This is a genomic window from Sphingomonas sp. 2R-10 (assembly GCF_030062225.1).
Taxonomy (GTDB): domain Bacteria; phylum Pseudomonadota; class Alphaproteobacteria; order Sphingomonadales; family Sphingomonadaceae; genus Sphingomonas.
Window position 1 is genome coordinate 125,781 of the sequence record NZ_JASCXF010000005.1, and the last position, 17,952, is coordinate 143,732.

The window sequence follows — 17,952 nt, forward strand, 5'->3', positions numbered from 1 at the left end:
CGTCAGAACCGGAACGATGCCCCGGCCAGATAGCGCCGGCCATAGCTCTGATAATCGATCACCGCGAGGTCGTACGCCGGATCGACGGTCGCGAAGCGCTCGTCGGTCAGGTTCTGGCCCTGCACGAACAGCGACAGTCCTTCGAGCGCGGTGCCCTTCTGGAACTCATAGCCGATCTGCGCATCGATGATCGTCTCGTCCAGCGCCCGGCGACGCTGGCGATTGCCGCCGAAGCCCGACAATTCGCCAATGAAGGTCGACCGGTAGCGCGCCGAACCGCGGGCACTGAAGCCCCACTTCTCGAAATAGGCGGTGCCGTTGACGACCCACTTCGAATAGCCGGGGATATCCTCGGCCGGCGCGGTCGGGGTCGGCTTGATCTGCGTCTTGGTCCACGACCCGCCGCCGGTCACGCCGAAGCCGTCGAGAAACGACACGAAGGTGTTGAGCGGCAGCGTCGCGGCCAGTTCGACACCGTAGATGCTACCACCCTCGCCGTTGATCGGCACGTCTGCGCGGCCCAGCGTCGGGGTGCCCGGCGGCGTACCGGTCGGTGTCGGGAAGCCGGCATAGTCGAACGGGATCGTCTGGTTATACACGAACGACTTCAGGTCCTTGTAAAAGCCCTGTGCCGCGATGTAGCCCGACCGCCCGAAATACTTCTCCAGCGTCAGATCGAACGAGTTCGACCGGATCGGACGGAGAAACGGATTGCCGCCACCGCCGGTGATGATCCGTTCCTGCGGGTTGTAACCGTAACCCTGCGACACGCGCATGTCGTCCAGCCGCGGACGCTGTACCTGTCGCGCGGCACCAGCACGGATAACCCAGTCGCCGGGCAGACGCAGCGACAGGTTGAGGCTGGGCAGCAAGTCCCAGTAATCCGCGCCACGGATGGTTGGAGCCAGCGCACCTGCCGCCGCGACGAGACCCGACGACTTCTGTTCGGTGTTGACCGCCTGCAAACCGATATTGCCAGTCAGCACCGATCCGCCGATCTCCTGATTGATGTCCGCCTGGACATACATGGTCATCAGGTCTTCCTCGATGCGGAATGCCTTGGCGGGCACATCGAGGCTGGTGTTCGGGATCAGCGAATACACGCCGCCGGCGAGCAGGTCGCGCGGGTCGTAGCTCAGCATCGGCCCCAGACCCAGATAGCCGAGGCTGGTCGACTCCTTCACATACTGGTCCGGGATGCGCAGCTGGCGCAGTCCACCGCTCAGCGCCAGTAGCGCCTCGTCCGGGGTCAGCGACTTGTCGCGATCGGTATAGTTCAGGCCGAACTTCACCGCGCCGAAGAAGCTGTCCAGTTCCTTCTCGACCTCAAAACGGTACTGCGCGATCCGGTCCTTGACGATCCGGTCGTTGAAATATCCGGCCTGCAGGTTGCTGCCGCCCCAGCCGAGCGGATCGGTCAGCAGGATCAGGTTCGGATCGGAATAGTTCAGCGTGGGCGAAAAGCGCGTGCCGGTCGCGCCGCTGGTGAACGCAATCGTGTCCTTCGCGCCGACATTCTGGCCGTATCCGGTGCCGGCATAGCTTTCGAGGATGATCTCTTCGCGATCGGTCTTCGAATAGCTGGCGTCGAGCGTCGCGTTCCAGCCGTCGTCGCCGCGCCACGCCATGTTGTAGCCGAACGAATACAGCTTGGCCTTGCGCTCGAACGCGTCGTTGCGGACCACGCCTTCGACATTGCCGAACGTGCCCGACGTGACGAAGCCGTCGCTGTTCGCGGTCGTGTTGGTCAGCTTCACCCCGTTCGGGTTGGCCGCGCTGTTGAAGTCCTGCCCGAAGCCCAGCGGCAGTTCGATACCGCGCTTGATCTGGTCGTCGTTAAAGTCCGAATAGAAGCCGTCGAGCGTCACCGTCAGGTTCGGCACCGGCCGGTACTGCAGCGTGCCCGACAGGCCGAGGCGCTTGAGGCGCGTCGAGGTGACGTACGACTTCGACCCGCCGATTACGCCCTGATTACCGTTGAAACCGGCATAGCCCCAGGCGTTGAATTCCTGGATCTGGTACGGCTCGTCCAGATAGTTGCCCGACAGCGCGATGCCGATCGTGTCGTCGGCATACTGGTCTATATAGGTGCCGCTGACGCGGTAGCCCTTGTCGCGCGACCCGGCGTTCAGCTTGCCGAGATCGGCATAGGTGCCGCGCCCGCCGATCGAGATCGCCTGACGACCATATTCCAGCGGACGCACGGTGCGCAGGTCGACGGTGCCCGACAGGCCCTGTCCGACGAGGTTCGCCTGACCGGTCTTGTAGACGAGCACCTGGCTCATGATTTCGGCCGGGTACTGGTCGTATTCCACCGCACGGTTGTCGCCGGTCGACGTCTGTTCGCGGCCGTTCAGCAGGGTCGTCGAGAAGTCGGGCGCGAAGCCGCGGATCGAGATCGAGTTCGATCGGCCCGACACGCGCTGCGACGTCAGGCCCGGCAGGCGGGCGATCGATTCGGCGATCGAGGCGTCGGGCAGCTTGCCGATATCCTCGGCCGAGATCGATTCGACGACCTGGTCGCGATTCTTCTTTTCGGCGACGGCGTTTTCCAGGCTGGCGCGGAAGCCGGTGACGGTGATCGTCGTCTCTTCCTCGACCGCCGGGGTCGCTGTCGGATCGGTCGCGTCGGGCTGTGCCGTGTCCGGCGTCGGCACGGTGGCCTGCGCCATGGCGGTGCCGACGCCGGCGAGCGCCCCTGCGACGATCAATGCCGTGATGCTCGCCCCGCGCGCCAAGCTGGCGCACGTCGACGCTTGCGATGAATACCGCATGTCCCAATCCTCCCCGACGATGGTTGATTCCCCGGCTCTTTCGCCCGGTTCGTCCGTACCCTTCTATTGAAACCATTGCAGGGCGTTGAGAAGCGAACAGCATACGTATTCAGACGGCGCTTGCCGCTGCCGTTGCCGCGCCGCTACACCCGGGACGGACGCCCATGCCGGGCGATGGGGGGCAGGTTCATGGCGTCGGGCGACAAGCCGACTTCGTTCGACATCGCGGCGCTGGCCGGCGTATCGCAACCGACCGTCAGCCGCGCGTTGCGCGGCGACCGGACGGTCAGCGCCGCCACGCGCCTCCGGATCGAGGCGATCGCCCGCCAGCTGAACTACAAGGTCGACAAGAACGCCTCGGCGCTGCGCCGCGGCAGCACGTCGACGCTGGCGCTGCTGTTCTTCGAGGACCCGGCCCCCGACGGATCGCGGATCAACCCGTTCTTCCTGTCGATGCTCGGCTCGATCCTGCACACCTGCGGCGCGCGCGGCTACGACCTGCTCACCTCGTTCCAGCAGCTGTCGGCCGACTGGCACGTCGATTACGAGGACAGCCGCAAGGCCGACGGGCTGATCCTGCTCGGCTATGGCGACTTCGACGCCTATTCGCGCCGCCTCGACCAACTCGTCACCCAGGGCACGCATTTCGTCCGCTGGGGCTCCCCCGACCCCGCCCATCCCGGCACGGTCATCGGCTGCGACAATTTCGGCGGCGGGCGCGATGCCGGGCAGCATCTGATCGACCGCGGCCGGCGCAGCATCGCGTTCCTCGGCGACGCGTCGAACCATTATCCCGAATCGCGCGACCGCTATGCCGGACTGGCGCATGCGCTGCGCACCGCCAGCCTGCCGGTCGATGCGGGATTGCAGGTCGACGCCCTGTCCAGCGAGGCATCGGGCTATGACGCCGCCAGCCGGCTGATCGCGCGCGGCATCGCCTTCGACGCGATCTTCGCCGCGTCGGACATGATCGCGCTGGGTGCGGTGCGCGCGCTGGTCGAATCGGGACGCAGCGTGCCGCGCGACGTCGCGCTGGTCGGCTTCGACGACATCCCCGCCGCCTCGCTGGCCCAGCCGCCGCTGACGACGATCCGGCAGGATTATGCGCGGGCGGGCGAGCTGCTGGTCGACATGCTGATCCGGCGGATCAACCGGCGCGACACCGAACCGGCACTGCTGCCGCCCGAACTGGTGGTGCGCAAGTCGAGCTGAGTGCCGGCGCTACTTCATCCCGGTGATAGCCTCGCGAGCCCTCAGCCTGCGCTGGCGGGACGTTTCCTGTGACCTGAACCAGAACCGTTCGTGTCGCGTAGGGACTGAGGTTGTCGAAGGCCCGTATCGAAGCATCCCCCGCGATCCTTCGATATGCCGCTTCGACAAGCTCAGCGGTTACTCGGGACGAACGGTTGCGTTTAACGTCATCACGACCTGACGAAACGACCCATCAGATCCCGACCGAAATCTCCGTCCCCGCCACGCCCGGCACGTCGACCTCGAACTGGAACAGGTTGCCCGCCAGCGGCTGTGTGGCGGCCTGATCGGCGTCGTGATGCTTGTTGGCGGTCGTCGCGAATACGGTGCGGCGATCGGGCCCGCCGAACGCGATCTTGGTGATCGCATCGACCGGCATCCGGATCGTCTCCAGCAACTCGCCCTTCGGCGAATAGCGGCGGATGCCCCAGCCGGCGTAGAGCCCGATCCACACGCACCCCTCGGCATCGACGGTCGGCCCGTCGGGATGGCCTTCGTCGTTCGGGATCGACACGAACAGCCGCCGGTCGCCCAGCGTCCCGTCGTCGTCGACGGTGCAGGCATAGACATGCCCGCCCAGCGTATCGACATGATACAGCGTGCGTCCGTCGGGGCTGACCGCCGGCCCGTTGGTAATCGCCACCGGCGGCGCGGACGCGACCACGCTGCCATCGGCGGCGAGGCGATAGATCGTACCGGTCGCGGCGCTTTCACCATCGTCCATCGTCCCGAACCACAGCCGCCCCGACGGATCGACCGTGGCGTCGTTCAGCCGGTTGCCCGGCAGATTGGGTTCGGGATCGACCAGCAGCTCGAACGCGCCGGTGACGGGATCGAACCGGTGCAGCCCGGTCTGCAACCCGGTGACGAACTTCCCATCGGCGCTGGGCAGGACGAACCCGCATTGTCCGGGCGCGGCCCAGCTGCGCCGCTCGCCGCTGACCGGGTCATAGCGATGTACGCGCGGCGTCTTGATACAGCCGAACCACAGGGCCTGGTCGCGGGTCACCCAGATCGGCCCTTCGAGCAGCGGCGCCGACAGGTCCCAGACGCTGACGGGTTCGGTTCGCTGTACCTTGGTCATCTCATCGCCATCCTGCATCCACGAAGAAGCTGTGACCGGTTACCAGCCGCGCATCGTCGGAGGCAAGGAACAGGATCATCGCGGCGATGTCGCCCGCGACCAGCCGGCCGTTCAGGCACTGGGCCTTCACGATCTCCGCCTCGCCTTCGGGCGTGTACCATTTCAGCTGGCGCGGGGTGCGGACGTTGCCGGGGATGACGCAGACCGAGCGGATGCCGTCCCCGCCCAGCTCGCGCGCGAACGACCGGGTCAGCCCCTCGATCGCCGCCTTGGCGGTCTGGTACAGCGTCAGTTCCTCCAGCGCGAGGTGCCAGCTGATCGACCCCATGTTGACGATCACGCCGTGCCCGCGCGCCTTCATTCCCGGAATCACGGCCTGCGCGGCGAAGAACAGGTGGCGCAGGTTCACGCCCATCCGGTTGTCCCAATAGGCTTCGTCGACCTGCTCGATCGTGTGGCGGTCGTCGCTGGCCGCATTGTTGACCAGCACGTCGAACTCGCCGGCCTGCGCGATCGCCGACTGCAGCGCGGCGATATCGGTCAGGTCGACGCGGCGGAACACCGGCGTCGGCCCGACGCCCGCCAGATCCTCGACCAGCTGCCGCGAATCGTCTTCCGCAATATCGAAGAAGGTAACGTGCGCACCCTGCCGCACGAACCCTTCGACCACGCCCGCACCGATCCCCGATCCGCCGCCGGTGATGAGCACGCGCTTGCCGGCGAGCGAGGGATAGGAGGCGCGGGCTTCGGGCGCGATCGGGTAGGCGAAATCGTCAGGCGACATGAATGTTTCCAGCAAAGAGGTATCAGGCGGCGAGCAGGCCGCGGCGCGCGAGGTTGCGCATCAGGTCGCGAATGCCGAAGCCCCACGGATCGGCGGCCTTCGACGTGGTGACGGTATTCGCCAGCTCGCCCAGCGCCGGGGTCGAGATGCGCACCACGTCGCCCGGCTTGTGGGTGAAGCCGCGGCCGGGCTCGTCACGGTCCTGCACCGGCGCGAACAGCGTGCCGAGGAACAGGACGAAGCCGTCGGGATACTGATGCTCGGACAGCGCCTGTCGCACCAGATCCTCCGGATCGCGGCTGATCTCGCGCATCGTGCTGGTGCCGGTCAGGACATAGCCTTCCGGACCATCGATGCGCAGGTCGACCACGGCGTCGCGCACCGTGTCCATCGTGAAGTTGCCGTCGAACAGGCGGATGAACGGGCCGATCCCGGTCGAGGCGTTGTTGTCCTTCGCCTTGCCGAGCAGCAGCGCCGAGCGCCCCTCGAAGTCACGCAGATTGACGTCGTTGCCGAGCGTCGCGCCGACCGATGTGCCGTCGCTGGTCGCGACGATGACGATTTCGGGTTCGGGGTTGTTCCACGACGAATCCGACCGGATGCCGACATCGCCGCCCCAACCGATGGTCGATAGCACCGGCGCCTTGGTGAACACCTCCGCATCGGGGCCGATCGCGACCTCCAGATATTGCGACCACATCCCCGCGTCGATCAGCGCGGCCTTCAGTTCGGCTGCCTCGGCCGAACCGGGCTTCACCGACCGGATGCCCCCACCGATGCGCGTCTCGAGGTCGCCGCGGATGCCCTGTGCCGCATCAGCATCGCCGCGCGCGCGTTCCTCGATCACGCGTTCCAGCGCCGACACGGCAAAGGTCACGCCGGCCGCCTTCACGCATTGCAGGTCGATCGGCGACAGGATCGGCGGATGCTGCCCCGCCGGATCGGCGAGCGCGGCGGTGTCGCACACCACCGGGCCATCGAGCGACGCGATGTCGCTGCGTTCCAGCAGGTCGGCGACCGTCGCCGCGTGCGCCGACACGTCGATCACCCTGCCACCGCGTACCACCACCGGTGTCGGGCCGTCGGCCAGTCGCATCCGCCCGACCAGCAGCGCCCGTTCATGATCCACCGGCAGCATCCGCGCCGCATGTTCGCTCTTCATCGGTCCGATCCTTCAGTGATTGTGGCGCGGCGTCGTTTCCGACGTCCGGCGATATTTGAGCGCGAGGTCGAGCACGCCGCCGTCGCCCAGCTGGCCGACCTTCTCGCGGTAGATTTCTTCCCATGGGGTCTGGCTGGCCGGGACCGGCGGGATGCCGTCGCCCTTGCGCCGGGCGATCTCTTCGTCGCTCACCAGCATGTCGCAACGGCCGTGGTTCAGGTCGATGCGGATCCTGTCGCCGGTGCGCAGCCACGCCAGCCCACCGCCGACCGCACTCTCGGGAGAGGCGTTGAGGATCGACGGGCTGTCCGACGTTCCCGACTGCCGGCCGTCGCCGATCGTCGGCAGGCTCTGGATACCGCGCTGGAGCAGTGCCGCCGACGGCTGCATGTTGGTGACCTCGGCCGATCCCGGCCAGCCGATCACGCCCGCGCCGCGGATGACGAGGATGCAGTTCTCGTCGATGTCGAGCGCCGGATCGTCGATGCGGTGGTGGTAATCGTCCGACCCGTCGAACACGATCGCCCGTCCTTCGAAACGACCTTCGTTGCCCGGTTGCGACAGATAGCGCGCGCGGAAATCGGGGCCGATCACGCTGGTCTTCATGATCGCCACGTCGAACAGATTGCCCGACAGCACGAGGAAGCCCGCCTGCTCCTTCAGCGGCTGATCGTAGGGCCGGATGACCTCGCGATCGGTCGCGACACGGTGCGCGACATTCTCGCCCAGCGTCCTGCCCGTCACGGTGGCGACGTTGCCGTCGATCCTGCCCGCCGCGATCAGTTCGCTGACTACCGCCGGCACGCCACCGGCACGGTGGAACCGCTCGCCCAGGAAGCGCCCGGCGGGCTGGACATCGACCAGCAGCGGCAGGTCGTAGCCATAGTCCATCCAGTCGGACGGGTTGAGTTCGATATCGGCATGGCGCGCCATCGCGTGCAGATGCGGATGCGCGTTCGACGACCCGCCGATCGCGGTGATGAGCGCGATGGCGTTCAGGAACGACTGGCGCGTCAGAATCTTCGACGGGCGCAGGTCTTCATACGCCATCTCGACGATGCGCTTGCCGGTCTCGTACGCAATCTGCCCGCGTTCGCGATAGGGCGCCGGGATCGCGGCACAGCCGGGCAGCGACATGCCCAGCCCCTCCGCGATGGCGTTCATCGTCGATGCGGTGCCCATAGTGTTGCAATGCCCAGCCGAAGGCGCGGATGCGGTCGCGGCTTCGAGGAACTCGTCCTCGGTCATCTCGCCCGCCGCCAGCTTGCGCCGCGAACGCCAGATCACCGTCCCCGACCCGACCAGATCGCCGTCGTGCCAGCCATCGAGCATCGGCCCACCAGACAGCACGATCGCGGGAATGTCGACCGTCGATGCCGCCATCAGCCCCGACGGCGTCGTCTTGTCGCACCCGGTCGTCAGCACCACCGCGTCGATCGGATAACCGTTGAGGATTTCGACCAGCCCCAGATAGGCGAGGTTGCGGTCGATCGCCGCGGTCGGGCGGCGGCAATTCTCGAAGATCGGATGCGTCGGGAATTCCATCGGAATCCCGCCCGCCGCCTCGATCCCCGCCTTGACCCGCTTGACCGTCTCCAGATGGATACGGTTGCACGGGGTAAGGTCCGATCCCGACTGGGCGATGCCGATGATCGGCCGTCCGCTGGTCAATTCCTTCGGCGTGATGCCATAGTTCATGAACCGTTCGAGATAGAGCGCGGCCATGTCGAGCCGGCCGGGTGCGGCGAACCATTCGCGCGATCGGAACGGGCGGGCGGGGGTGCGGGTCATCGGGTCCACTCGATCAGTAGGGAAAAACGGCCCCGCCCGTCGCGAAACGGGCGAGGCGTCGGGTCAGCCCTGCATGTCCTCCAGCTCCTTGCCCTTCGTCTCGCGAATGAACTTCTGGACGAGGAAGAAGCTGACGACGGCGCAGGCGCCATAGAAGCTGTAGGTGATCGTCAGGCCGAGGCCCGCCGCCATGATCGGGAAGCTCTGCGCGATCAGGTAGTTGGCGAACCACTGGGCGAAACCGCACACGGCCAGCGCCGATCCGCGCATCTGGTTCGGGAACATCTCGCCCAGCATGACCCACATGATCGGGCCCCAGCTGACGTTGAAGAACACGACGTACAGGTTCGCCGCCCACAGCGCGAGCGTGCCGAGCTGCGGCGACAGCTGCAGCTGCCCCGCCGCGTCAAGCGTGCCGTTGTGGAAGCAATAGACCAGCGCCCACAGCGTCACCGCCATGCCCGCCGACCCGATCAGCAGCAGCGGCTTGCGCCCGATCCGGTCGACCAGCGCGATGGTGACGAAGCACGCCGCGATCGACACGACACCCGACAGGATGTTGATCTGCAGCGACTGGTCCTCGGTAAAGCCGGCCAGCTGCCACAACGTCGCGCCGTAATAGAAGATCACGTTGATGCCGACCAGCTGCTGGAACACCGCCAGCAGAAGCCCGGCCCACACGATCGGGCGGATGCCGCCCTTCACCGGGTCCATGATGTCGCGCAGCGCCGGCTTGTGGTCCTTGCTGAACGATGCCTCGATATCGCGAACCTTGGTCGCGGCGGCGGACGGCCCGAACAGGCGGGTCAGCACGATCCGCGCTTCGTCGATACGCCCTTTCTGCACCAGATAGCGCGGGCTTTCGGGAATGAAGAGCAACGCGACGAGGAACACGGCCGCCGGAATGGCCTGCATCCAGTACATCCAGCGCCACGCCTCATAGCCGCCCCACCAGATCGAAGTGGAGGCACCCGCGGCATTGGCGAGGTAATAGTTCACGACGAACGCGGCGGTCAGACCGCTGATAATCATGATCTGCTGGATGGTGGTCATCCGCCCGCGGATGTTGGCGGGAGCGACTTCGGAAATGTAGGCGGGCGACAGCACCGATGCCGCGCCGACCGCCATGCCGCCCATGAACCGGGCGATGACGAACACCGCCTGGACATGGCTGAACCCCTGGATCAGCGCGCCGATCAGGAACAGCACCGCGGCGAGCATCATCACCTTGCGGCGGCCCATCGCATCGGCCAGCTTGCCCGCCAGGAACGCGCCGACGAAGCAGCCGATCAGCAGCGAGCCGACCGTGAAACCCAGCCCCGCCTCGCTCAGTCCGAACGCGGTCTTCAGCCCTTCCTGCGTGCCGTTCACCGCACCGCTGTCATATCCGAACAGCAAACCGCCGATCGTCGCCACCGCGACGATGGCGATGACAAGCGCGATGTTCACGCGCTCCCCGCTCGCCTGTGTCATCCCCATCCACTCCCAGTTCACGGCCGTCCAAAGCGGCGTGTTAGCGGTAACGGTGGCGAATTGTTAAGATAAATGCAAGCGCCGCCGACATCGGTGCGAAGGGTTTTCGTATAAGCGCACAGCGATCCATGCTCAAGCGGTCAGCGTTTGATCCCTCTGCCCGAGAACGTCACCTCGGCAAGGGCTGGGGCCTCCAGCGGTTCCTGCGGTGTGGTGCCAGTGCGCGATCAGCCTTCGCCGGGATAACACGGCCGTCGCGCTGCGGGTGCATTCAGCCCTTGCCGCGGACGGCCTTCGTCGGTGCCGGCCCCGACGATTCGCGCAGGACCAGTTCATGGGCAAGGACCCGGTCGTCGCCGTCGCCGTCGTTCACCCCCGCCCGGCGATCCCGGATGCGCCCCAGCAGCATCTCGACCGCGGTTTCGGCCATGGCCGCGATCGGCTGGCGAATCGTCGTGATCTCCGGCCAGGTGGTGGTCGCCAGCGACGTATCGTCGAACCCGACGATGCTGACGTCTTCCGGCACGTGCAGTCCGCGGCGATGCGCCACGCTGATCGCGGCGGCGGCCATGTCGTCGTTGCTGGCGAAGATCGCGGTCGGCCGATCCGCGCGATCGATCAGCCGTTCGGCGGCGTCGATCCCCGATCGATAGGTGAACAGTCCCTGTTCGACCGGCATGTCGTCAGCGTCCAGCCCGGCGGCCTCGATCGCCGCGACGAACCCGCGCCACCGCTCGATGCTGGCGCCGTTGTTGGGGTTGCCGCGCACGAAGCCGATACGGCGATGTCCCAGCGCGAGCAGGTGATCGGTCATCGCCCGCGCTGCGGCGAAGTCGTCGATCCGCACCGACGCACGGCCCGGCTGCGCGCCCCCCACCGCGACGGCGACCGACGGCGTGCCCGCCGCATCCAGTTCGGCCTGCACCGCCTGCGCATCCGACAGCGGCGGCGGCAGGATGACGCCCTGCACCGGCGTCGAGGCGAACCGCCGCGCCGCTTCGGCCTGGGCGTCGGGCCCATCGCCCTCGCACGGTTCGAGGACGAGGTGGCAGCCGACCTTACGCGCGCCCTCCAGCGCGCCGATCAGGAAGTTCGACAGATAGGCCATGGAGGGGTTGGCATAGAGCAGCCCGATCTGCGCCGCCTCCCCCGCCGCCAGACTGCGCGCCGCGCTGTTGGGCGAATAGTTCAGCTGCGCGATCGCCGCCGTCACCGCCTCGCGCGTCGACTGGCGCACATTGGCGCCGCCATTGACGACCCGCGACACGGTCATCGCCGATACTCCGGCGGTACGGGCGACGTCCTGTATGGTGACGTTGCCACCGCTGCGGCGACTGGGCTTTTCCATGGATCGTGACGGCTCCTTCACGATGCTGATTATGGCGCACCCGTCGCGATTGCAAACGTGCGATCGGTTGACGGACCGTCCGCCGCCCGATAGCTGATAGCGCTACCAATAGTCGGTGACGGCACTGCCGGATGCCGAAAGTCCTGGGAGAGAGATCGTGACCCTAGCGTCCAGACCCGTTCGCCTTGCGCTCGCCTGCCTGTTGGCGACCACCGCCACCGGGACCGTCATCGCACAGACCCGGCCGACCCGCCCCGCCGCTGCCGAACCAATGCTCTACAAGGACGCGTCGCAGCCCGTCTCGGCGCGGGTCGAGGACCTGCTGCGGCGTATGACGCTGGAGGAAAAGGTCGCGCAGATGATCGGCATCTGGGAAAAGAAAGGCGATATCCAGGACGCGCAGGGCAATTTCTCCGCCGCAAAGGCCGCGCGCGCCTTTCCCGACGGTCTGGGGCAGATTACCCGCCCATCGGACAAGCGCGGCGTCACCGTCAGCAACAATGCGGCGGGCGTCGCGGCCGATGCCGTCAACCGCACCGCGCGGGAAACCGCCGACTATGTCAACGCGGCGCAGCGCTGGGCAGTCGAACAGACCCGGCTCGGCATCCCGATGATCATGCATGAAGAGGCGCTGCACGGCTATGTCGCGCGCGGCGCGACCAGCTTCCCGCAATCGATCGCGCTGGCCTCTTCGTGGGACCCGGCGCTGGTCGAGCGGGTGTTCGGCGTGGCGGCGCGCGAGATGCGTGCCCGCGGCGCGAACCTCGCCCTAGCCCCGGTCGTCGACGTCGCGCGCGATCCGCGCTGGGGCCGGATCGAGGAGACCTATGGCGAAGACCCGCATTTGGTCGGCGAGATGGGACTCGGGGCGATCCGCGGGTTCCAGGGGACGACCCTGCCCCTTGGCCCGACCAAGGTCATGGTCACGCTCAAGCACATGACCGGCCATGGCCAGCCCGAAAACGGCACCAATGTTGGCCCGGCCAATATCTCCGAACGCACGCTGCGCGAGAATTTCTTCCCGCCGTTCGAACGCGCGGTCAAGGAACTGCCGGTGCAGGCAGTGATGGCGTCGTACAACGAGATCGACGGCATCCCCAGCCACGCCAACAAATGGCTGCTCGACGACGTGCTGCGCCGCGAATGGGGGTATAAGGGCTCGGTCGTTAGCGACTATTTCGCGATCAAGGAGTTGAATACCCGCCACAAGCTGTACGGCACCGACATGGCCGCCGCCGGGCGCCGGGCGCTCGACGCCGGTGTCGACATGGAACTGCCCGACGCCGAGGGCTGGTCGACGCTGGCGCAGATGGTCAAGTCGGGGCAGGTCCCGCAGGCGCAGGTCGACAATGCCGTCCGCCGCATCCTGACCATGAAATTCCAGATGGGGCTGTTCGAGAACCCCTATGCCGATGCCCGCACCGCCGAGGCGAAGACCGCGACGCCGGACGCGATCGCGCTGGCCCGCGAAGCCGCGATCCGTTCGATGGTGCTGCTCAAGAACCGGAACAACCTCCTGCCGCTCGACCCGGCCAGGGTCGGCCGGATGCTGGTCGTCGGTACCCATGCCCGCGACACTCCGATCGGCGGCTATTCCGACGTGCCGAAACACGTCGTCAGCGTGCTGGAGGGAATGCAACAGGCCGCCGCCGGCCGCTTTTCGGTCGACTATGCCGAAGGGGTCCGCCTGACCCGCAGCCGCCAATGGGCCGCCGACAAGGTCGAACTGGTCCCGCCCGCCGAGAACGCACCGCTGATCGAGGAAGCCGTCGCCAAGGCGGCGCAGGCCGACACCATCCTGCTGGTGCTGGGACAGAACGAACAGCTCAGCCGTGAAGCCTGGGCCGACGCCCATCTGGGGGACCGGCAGACGCTCGACCTGATCGGCGAGCAGAACGAGCTCGCCCGCCGCCTGTTCGCGACCGGCAAGCCGGTGGTGGTCGTACTGCTGAACGGTGGCCCGCTCGCCGCGACCTATATCGACGCGACCGCACCGGCGATCGTCGAGGGTTGGTATCTCGGGCAGGAAACCGGCAATGCCGTCGCCGATGTCGTGCTCGGCCGCGCCAATCCGGGCGGCAAGCTGCCGGTATCGGTGCCGCGCAGCGAGGGGCAGTTGCCGATCTTCTACAACCACAAACCGACCTCGCGCCGTGGCTACCTCTTCGACAGCACCGCCCCGCTTTATCCGTTCGGCTATGGCCTGTCGTACACCAGCTTCACGGTCGGCGCGCCGCGTCTGGGCAAGACGACGATCGGCCGCGACGAGAGCGTGCGCGTATCGGTCGACGTCGCCAATACCGGCCGCCGTGCGGGTGACGAGGTCGTCCAGCTCTACGTCCATGACGACGAAGCCAGCGTCACCCGCCCGGTCCTCGAACTCAAGCATTTCCAGCGCGTCTCGCTGAAAGCCGGTGAACGGCGGACGGTCACCTTCGATCTGAAGCCCGCCGATCTCGCCTTCTGGAACGTCGACATGCAACGGGTAGTCGAACCGGGCACGTTCACCATCTCCGCGGGCAACAGCTCGGTGCAGTTGAAGACGGCGACGTTGACCGTTCGCTAGGAAGCGTCCCTTTGCGCGATCGGCTCGCCGACAAGGGTGGGCCGATCGCGCTGCGCCGTCGGCATATCAGCTATGGCGTCAGGCTATTATCTGACTGAAAATCGGGACGCATCGGCGTTCACGCGCACGCGGTCACCCCGGGCTTGACCGAAACCTCTGCGAACGTCTCTAACAGAGCCAGTTCCTCACCGTACCTCGGCGAAGGCCGGGGTCCAGTTGGAAAGGCTTTTCCGTATCTTGCCAATGCCCCCCAACTGGGCTCCGGCCTTCGCCGGGATACGGATTGAGGGCTTTCGCAGAGGTCTCGAACAGGTCCGGGGTCCCGCTTCTTGCTGCGATCATGGGGAAGCAGGAGGCCGGATCGAGCCCGGGTAACGGCAAAAGCGCAGGATCGATCACAAATACCTATGGGTCCGTGCGGCGACGCTGAATGCCGACTGGTCCCACATCGACAGCCTCAGTCTGGCCTTAGGCAGCGCCCCGAAAAAGTCGCAGGCCCCAAGAGGCGCGGCATCCTTCCAAATTACTGGCCGAACCGGCTTCGTTCGCATACTCACGCGCTCTATCGCGTACCGGGTCCGGTCGCAGGCCGTCCGGCGACGTTATCGACGTCACCGGACCGGACTTCGCATCAGCGCGACGTAAGCTGCATCGTTGCCGGGCGATCCAGCATCTGCAGTCCGCGCCGCGCCACGTCATGCGCGCTGGCGATCTGCGCCGAGGGCATCGCCATCGAGACGTCCTTGCCCGCCAGCACCTTGGCGTACAGATCGCGCGCCGCATCGGGGCGCTGCGTCATCGCATAGACGGCGGCAAGGTTCAGCAACACTTCCGGCTCGCGGCTACCGGCGCGCGTCTCGCGCTCGAGGCTGCGTTCGGCGGAGGTCAGGTGCCCTGCCGTGATCGCGGCATGAGCGTACTGCGCATCCTGGGCGTTCGTGCTGGTGGCGATCCCCATCACCGCCAGCGCCGAGCCAAGCAGTGCCATCGTTCCGATTCGCATGACATCATTTCCTGTTTGTTACATCGTGATGACATCAATGTTTCATTTTTAAGACGACTAGACAAGTACCGTTGACGGGTATCGTCGTACGGGCTGGTTGATCGCGTATGGTCGAGCAGAACCGTCTTATGCGTCGCCGGGTCAGCCGCCGCTCCATCGAACGCTGTCTCGCGACCACCGCCGCCAAACACGGTGACATGGGCCCCGTCAGGTCGAGTACCCCGCGTTGGCTACCGCTGCCCGAGTACCGCATACGGGCACAAAAAAAGGGGCGGCCGGAGCCACCCCTCTTCACCGGCCGAAGCCGGTCCGGAACAGAACGATCAGAAGTCGGCGCGATACTGCTCGTTGCCGACGAAGCCGAGCTTCGTGACGTTCGCGCGCTTGATGATCGCCAGCACGCCGTCCACCACTTCGTACCGCGCGGTCGCATCGGGTTGGAAGTGGAGTTCGGGTTGCGGGCTCATTGCCACGGTTTGGTCAAGATATTGGGTCAGCGTGACCTCGTCGACCGGTGCGCCGTTCCAGAAGGTCTGGCCCTGCGCGTTGATCGAAATCTTGTTCTTTTGCGGGTCGATATTCTGCGGCGGCCGGTTGTCCGGCTGCGGCAGGTCGACCTTTACCGCGTGGCTCTGGATCGGGATGGTAATGATGAACATGATCAAAAGCACGAGCAGCACGTCGATCAACGGCGTCGTGTTCATGTCCATCATCGGTTCGTCGTCTGCGCGACCGCCACCACTCATTGCCATGTCAGGCTACTCCTATTGACGCGCGCGCGGCGTGGTATTGGGGTCCGGTTCGGAAATGAACCCGACCTTCGTGAACCCGGCCGACTGCATCGTGTAGATGGTACCACCGATGCAACGGTACGGCGTGTTCACGTCGCCACGGATATGCACTTCGGGCAGTTCGAGACCCGGAGCGTTCGGCCCACCCTGACGGGCGACTTCATCTTCCAGCTTCTTGACCGCGCGGGTGCGCAGTTCGTCCGCGTTCACCCGGGTCAGACCCCAGTACACGGCGCATTCGCCGCCAAGGCCCTGCACCGACAACGAGACGTTTTCGGGCTTGGTCGTCGTCGGTTCGAACACGACCTTCGGGACCTTGAGACCGCTCACCTGCTGGACCACGACCGGAACCGCGATCAGGAAGATGATCAGCAGCACGAGCATGACGTCCACGAGCGGCGTGGTATTGATGTCCGAGAGGGGGGCTTCATCGCCGCCGCCGCCAACACTCATCGCCATGAGGCTATCCTATCCACTTCTACTCAATCGAACCGCCGGGACCGGTCACGGCCCCGGCGGCGTCAGCATATGCTCAGACGCGCGGTGCGGTCGGCACGCCGCCGGCCTGGCCGGCGGTGGTGCTGCCGACTGCCGGCTTGGCAACCGGTGCCGGGCCGCGAGCCGCGACGGCCGGACGAACCGCACCGTTCGACGCGAGGTAGCCGAGCACGTCGTTCGAGAAGGCCGACAGGTCTTCCGAGATCGACTTGTTGCGGCGCTGCAGCCAGTTGTAGGCGAGCACGGCCGGAACCGCGACGACCAGACCGATGGCGGTCATGATGAGCGCTTCACCGACCGGGCCGGCGACATCGCCGATCGCGGCCTGACCGGCAGCGCCGATCTTCACGAGCGCGCGGTAGATGCCGACCACGGTGCCGAACAGACCGACGAACGGCGAGGTCGCGCCGACGGTCGCGAGGAAGGCGAGGCCGCCGTTGAGCTTCGAGTTGATCGATGCTTCCGAACGCGCCAGCGAACCGTGCAGCCAGTCATGCGCCTCGACCGGATCGGTCAGCTTGCCATGCTGTTCCTGCGCGGCGAGGCCGTCGTCGACGATCTGGCGATAGGCCGAGTTCTTGTCGAGCTTGGCGGCGCCTTCGCGCAGCGAGTTCGACTGCCAGAACGTCGCGCGGACGCGCTTCGCCTGGTTCATGATCTTCTGCTGTTCGAACAGCTTGGTGAAGAGGATGTAGAACGAGCCGACCGACATGATGACCAGGATGCCCAGCGTGCCGAACGCGATCGCGCCGCCCTGCTGAAGCGCTTCCCAGAAGCCGAAGTTCGGAGCTCCGGCAGGGGCGCCGGCAGCAAGAATGGGGGTGAGCATCGGATAGTTTCCTTAGAGCTGATACGTTCTTGAAGAATAATGCCCCGGGCCGCCCCGCGCCGCATGCGGCGCGGAGGGCGCCGGTGTTACCGATCGGCCGGCAGCTTCCAGGTGAAGCGCAGCGTCTTGGAGCCGCCAAACGTCGGCCTGCCTGCGGCATCGAGCGCGGGGGTATAACGACCGCGCGACGTCACCAGACGGCAGGCGGTGCGATCGAGCGTCGGCGACCCCGAACTGGACGACACGCGGCAGTTTTCGATCCTGCCGGCAGCGTTCACCTCGAACGTCAGACCGCTGACGCCCTCCTCGCCGGCGTTGAGCGCGCTCGCCGGATAGTCGGCGTCGGTCACCCACGAACCCGGATTGCCCTTGATACCGGCGGCCTTGCTGATGACCGGCGCGGGAGGCGCAGGAGGAGCGGCAGGCGCGGGCGGCGCAGGCGGAGCAGCGATCGGCACCGGGTTGTACGTCGGCGGCGGCGTCGTCACCGACTGGATCACCACCGGCGGCGGTGCCTGCGTGCGGACGATCGGCGGCGGCGTCACGACCGGCGGCGGCGACTGCGGCTGCGGCTGTTCGGGCGGCGGGGGGGGAGGAG

14 protein-coding genes are annotated in these 17,952 nt (G+C 66.4%); 2 read left to right on the top strand and 12 right to left on the bottom strand.

The window, feature by feature from the left end; genetic code table 11:
* Positions 1-2: 2 nt before the first annotated feature.
* Positions 3-2,774 carry a TonB-dependent receptor gene (locus QLH51_RS03880; protein WP_206428868.1) on the bottom strand — a complete coding sequence of 924 codons (2,772 nt, stop codon included), beginning with the start codon at positions 2,772-2,774 and terminating at the stop codon, positions 3-5.
* A 189-nt stretch (positions 2,775-2,963) separates the two neighbouring features.
* On the opposite strand from QLH51_RS03880, the gene QLH51_RS03885 reads away from it, so the two are divergent.
* The gene (locus tag QLH51_RS03885; protein WP_125655444.1) at positions 2,964-3,986 is read left to right on the top strand and encodes a LacI family DNA-binding transcriptional regulator; all 1,023 of its coding nucleotides are present in this window, start codon (positions 2,964-2,966) and stop codon (positions 3,984-3,986) included.
* Positions 3,987-4,218: 232 nt separating this feature from the next.
* Here QLH51_RS03885 and QLH51_RS03890 read toward each other — a convergent pair whose 3' ends face one another.
* The 6 genes from QLH51_RS03890 to QLH51_RS03915 form a co-directional block, all read right to left on the bottom strand.
* Complete coding sequence (locus tag QLH51_RS03890) at positions 4,219-5,109, bottom strand: SMP-30/gluconolactonase/LRE family protein (RefSeq protein WP_125655442.1); 891 nt, start codon at positions 5,107-5,109, stop codon at positions 4,219-4,221.
* A gap of 1 nt (position 5,110) precedes the next feature.
* On the bottom strand, positions 5,111-5,893 hold the full coding sequence (locus QLH51_RS03895; RefSeq protein ID WP_125655440.1) for an SDR family NAD(P)-dependent oxidoreductase: 783 nt from the start codon (positions 5,891-5,893) through the stop codon (positions 5,111-5,113).
* Between the two features lie 22 nt (positions 5,894-5,915).
* The gene (locus tag QLH51_RS03900; protein WP_206428866.1) at positions 5,916-7,055 is read right to left on the bottom strand and encodes a fumarylacetoacetate hydrolase family protein; all 1,140 of its coding nucleotides are present in this window, start codon (positions 7,053-7,055) and stop codon (positions 5,916-5,918) included.
* A gap of 12 nt (positions 7,056-7,067) precedes the next feature.
* Complete coding sequence (locus QLH51_RS03905; RefSeq protein ID WP_125655438.1) at positions 7,068-8,846, bottom strand: IlvD/Edd family dehydratase; 1,779 nt, start codon at positions 8,844-8,846, stop codon at positions 7,068-7,070.
* A gap of 63 nt (positions 8,847-8,909) precedes the next feature.
* Positions 8,910-10,319, bottom strand: a complete 1,410-nt coding sequence (locus QLH51_RS03910; protein WP_125655436.1) for a sugar porter family MFS transporter — start codon at positions 10,317-10,319, stop codon at positions 8,910-8,912.
* Positions 10,320-10,590: 271 nt separating this feature from the next.
* Positions 10,591-11,667, bottom strand: a complete 1,077-nt coding sequence (locus QLH51_RS03915) for a LacI family DNA-binding transcriptional regulator (RefSeq protein WP_164516079.1) — start codon at positions 11,665-11,667, stop codon at positions 10,591-10,593.
* 271 nt (positions 11,668-11,938) lie between these two features.
* Here QLH51_RS03915 and QLH51_RS03920 point away from each other — a divergent pair, with 271 nt between their 5' ends.
* Complete coding sequence (locus QLH51_RS03920) at positions 11,939-14,233, top strand: glycoside hydrolase family 3 N-terminal domain-containing protein (RefSeq protein WP_125655636.1); 2,295 nt, start codon at positions 11,939-11,941, stop codon at positions 14,231-14,233.
* Between the two features lie 631 nt (positions 14,234-14,864).
* Here the strand turns inward: QLH51_RS03920 and QLH51_RS03925 are convergent.
* The 5 genes from QLH51_RS03925 to QLH51_RS03945 all read right to left on the bottom strand — a co-directional run.
* Complete coding sequence (locus QLH51_RS03925) at positions 14,865-15,221, bottom strand: tetratricopeptide repeat protein (RefSeq protein WP_125655434.1); 357 nt, start codon at positions 15,219-15,221, stop codon at positions 14,865-14,867.
* Between the two features lie 338 nt (positions 15,222-15,559).
* Positions 15,560-15,988, bottom strand: a complete 429-nt coding sequence (locus QLH51_RS03930; RefSeq protein WP_125655432.1) for an ExbD/TolR family protein — start codon at positions 15,986-15,988, stop codon at positions 15,560-15,562.
* A gap of 12 nt (positions 15,989-16,000) precedes the next feature.
* Entirely contained in the window at positions 16,001-16,486 is a 486-nt protein-coding gene (locus tag QLH51_RS03935; RefSeq protein ID WP_125655430.1) for an ExbD/TolR family protein, read from the bottom strand.
* A gap of 73 nt (positions 16,487-16,559) precedes the next feature.
* Complete coding sequence (locus QLH51_RS03940; RefSeq protein WP_125655428.1) at positions 16,560-17,354, bottom strand: MotA/TolQ/ExbB proton channel family protein; 795 nt, start codon at positions 17,352-17,354, stop codon at positions 16,560-16,562.
* Positions 17,355-17,440: 86 nt separating this feature from the next.
* Positions 17,441-17,952, bottom strand: a 512-nt coding sequence (locus QLH51_RS03945; RefSeq protein WP_164516078.1) for an energy transducer TonB, incomplete at its 5' end; no start/stop codon positions are given.

Excerpts from the sequence above, each read along its gene's own strand:
- QLH51_RS03880 (WP_206428868.1), bottom strand. The coding sequence starts at position 2,774 with ATGCGGTATTCATCGCAAGCGTCGACGTGCGCCAGCTTGGCGCGCGGG.
- QLH51_RS03885 (WP_125655444.1), top strand. The coding sequence starts at position 2,964 with ATGGCGTCGGGCGACAAGCCGACTTCGTTCGACATCGCGGCGCTGGCC.
- QLH51_RS03890 (WP_125655442.1), bottom strand. The coding sequence starts at position 5,109 with ATGACCAAGGTACAGCGAACCGAACCCGTCAGCGTCTGGGACCTGTCG.
- QLH51_RS03895 (WP_125655440.1), bottom strand. The coding sequence starts at position 5,893 with ATGTCGCCTGACGATTTCGCCTACCCGATCGCGCCCGAAGCCCGCGCC.
- QLH51_RS03900 (WP_206428866.1), bottom strand. The coding sequence starts at position 7,055 with ATGAAGAGCGAACATGCGGCGCGGATGCTGCCGGTGGATCATGAACGG.
- QLH51_RS03905 (WP_125655438.1), bottom strand. The coding sequence starts at position 8,846 with ATGACCCGCACCCCCGCCCGCCCGTTCCGATCGCGCGAATGGTTCGCC.
- QLH51_RS03910 (WP_125655436.1), bottom strand. The coding sequence starts at position 10,319 with ATGACACAGGCGAGCGGGGAGCGCGTGAACATCGCGCTTGTCATCGCC.
- QLH51_RS03915 (WP_164516079.1), bottom strand. The coding sequence starts at position 11,667 with ATGGAAAAGCCCAGTCGCCGCAGCGGTGGCAACGTCACCATACAGGAC.
- QLH51_RS03920 (WP_125655636.1), top strand. The coding sequence starts at position 11,939 with ATGCTCTACAAGGACGCGTCGCAGCCCGTCTCGGCGCGGGTCGAGGAC.
- QLH51_RS03925 (WP_125655434.1), bottom strand. The coding sequence starts at position 15,221 with ATGGCACTGCTTGGCTCGGCGCTGGCGGTGATGGGGATCGCCACCAGC.
- QLH51_RS03930 (WP_125655432.1), bottom strand. The coding sequence starts at position 15,988 with ATGGCAATGAGTGGTGGCGGTCGCGCAGACGACGAACCGATGATGGAC.
- QLH51_RS03935 (WP_125655430.1), bottom strand. The coding sequence starts at position 16,486 with ATGGCGATGAGTGTTGGCGGCGGCGGCGATGAAGCCCCCCTCTCGGAC.
- QLH51_RS03940 (WP_125655428.1), bottom strand. The coding sequence starts at position 17,354 with ATGCTCACCCCCATTCTTGCTGCCGGCGCCCCTGCCGGAGCTCCGAAC.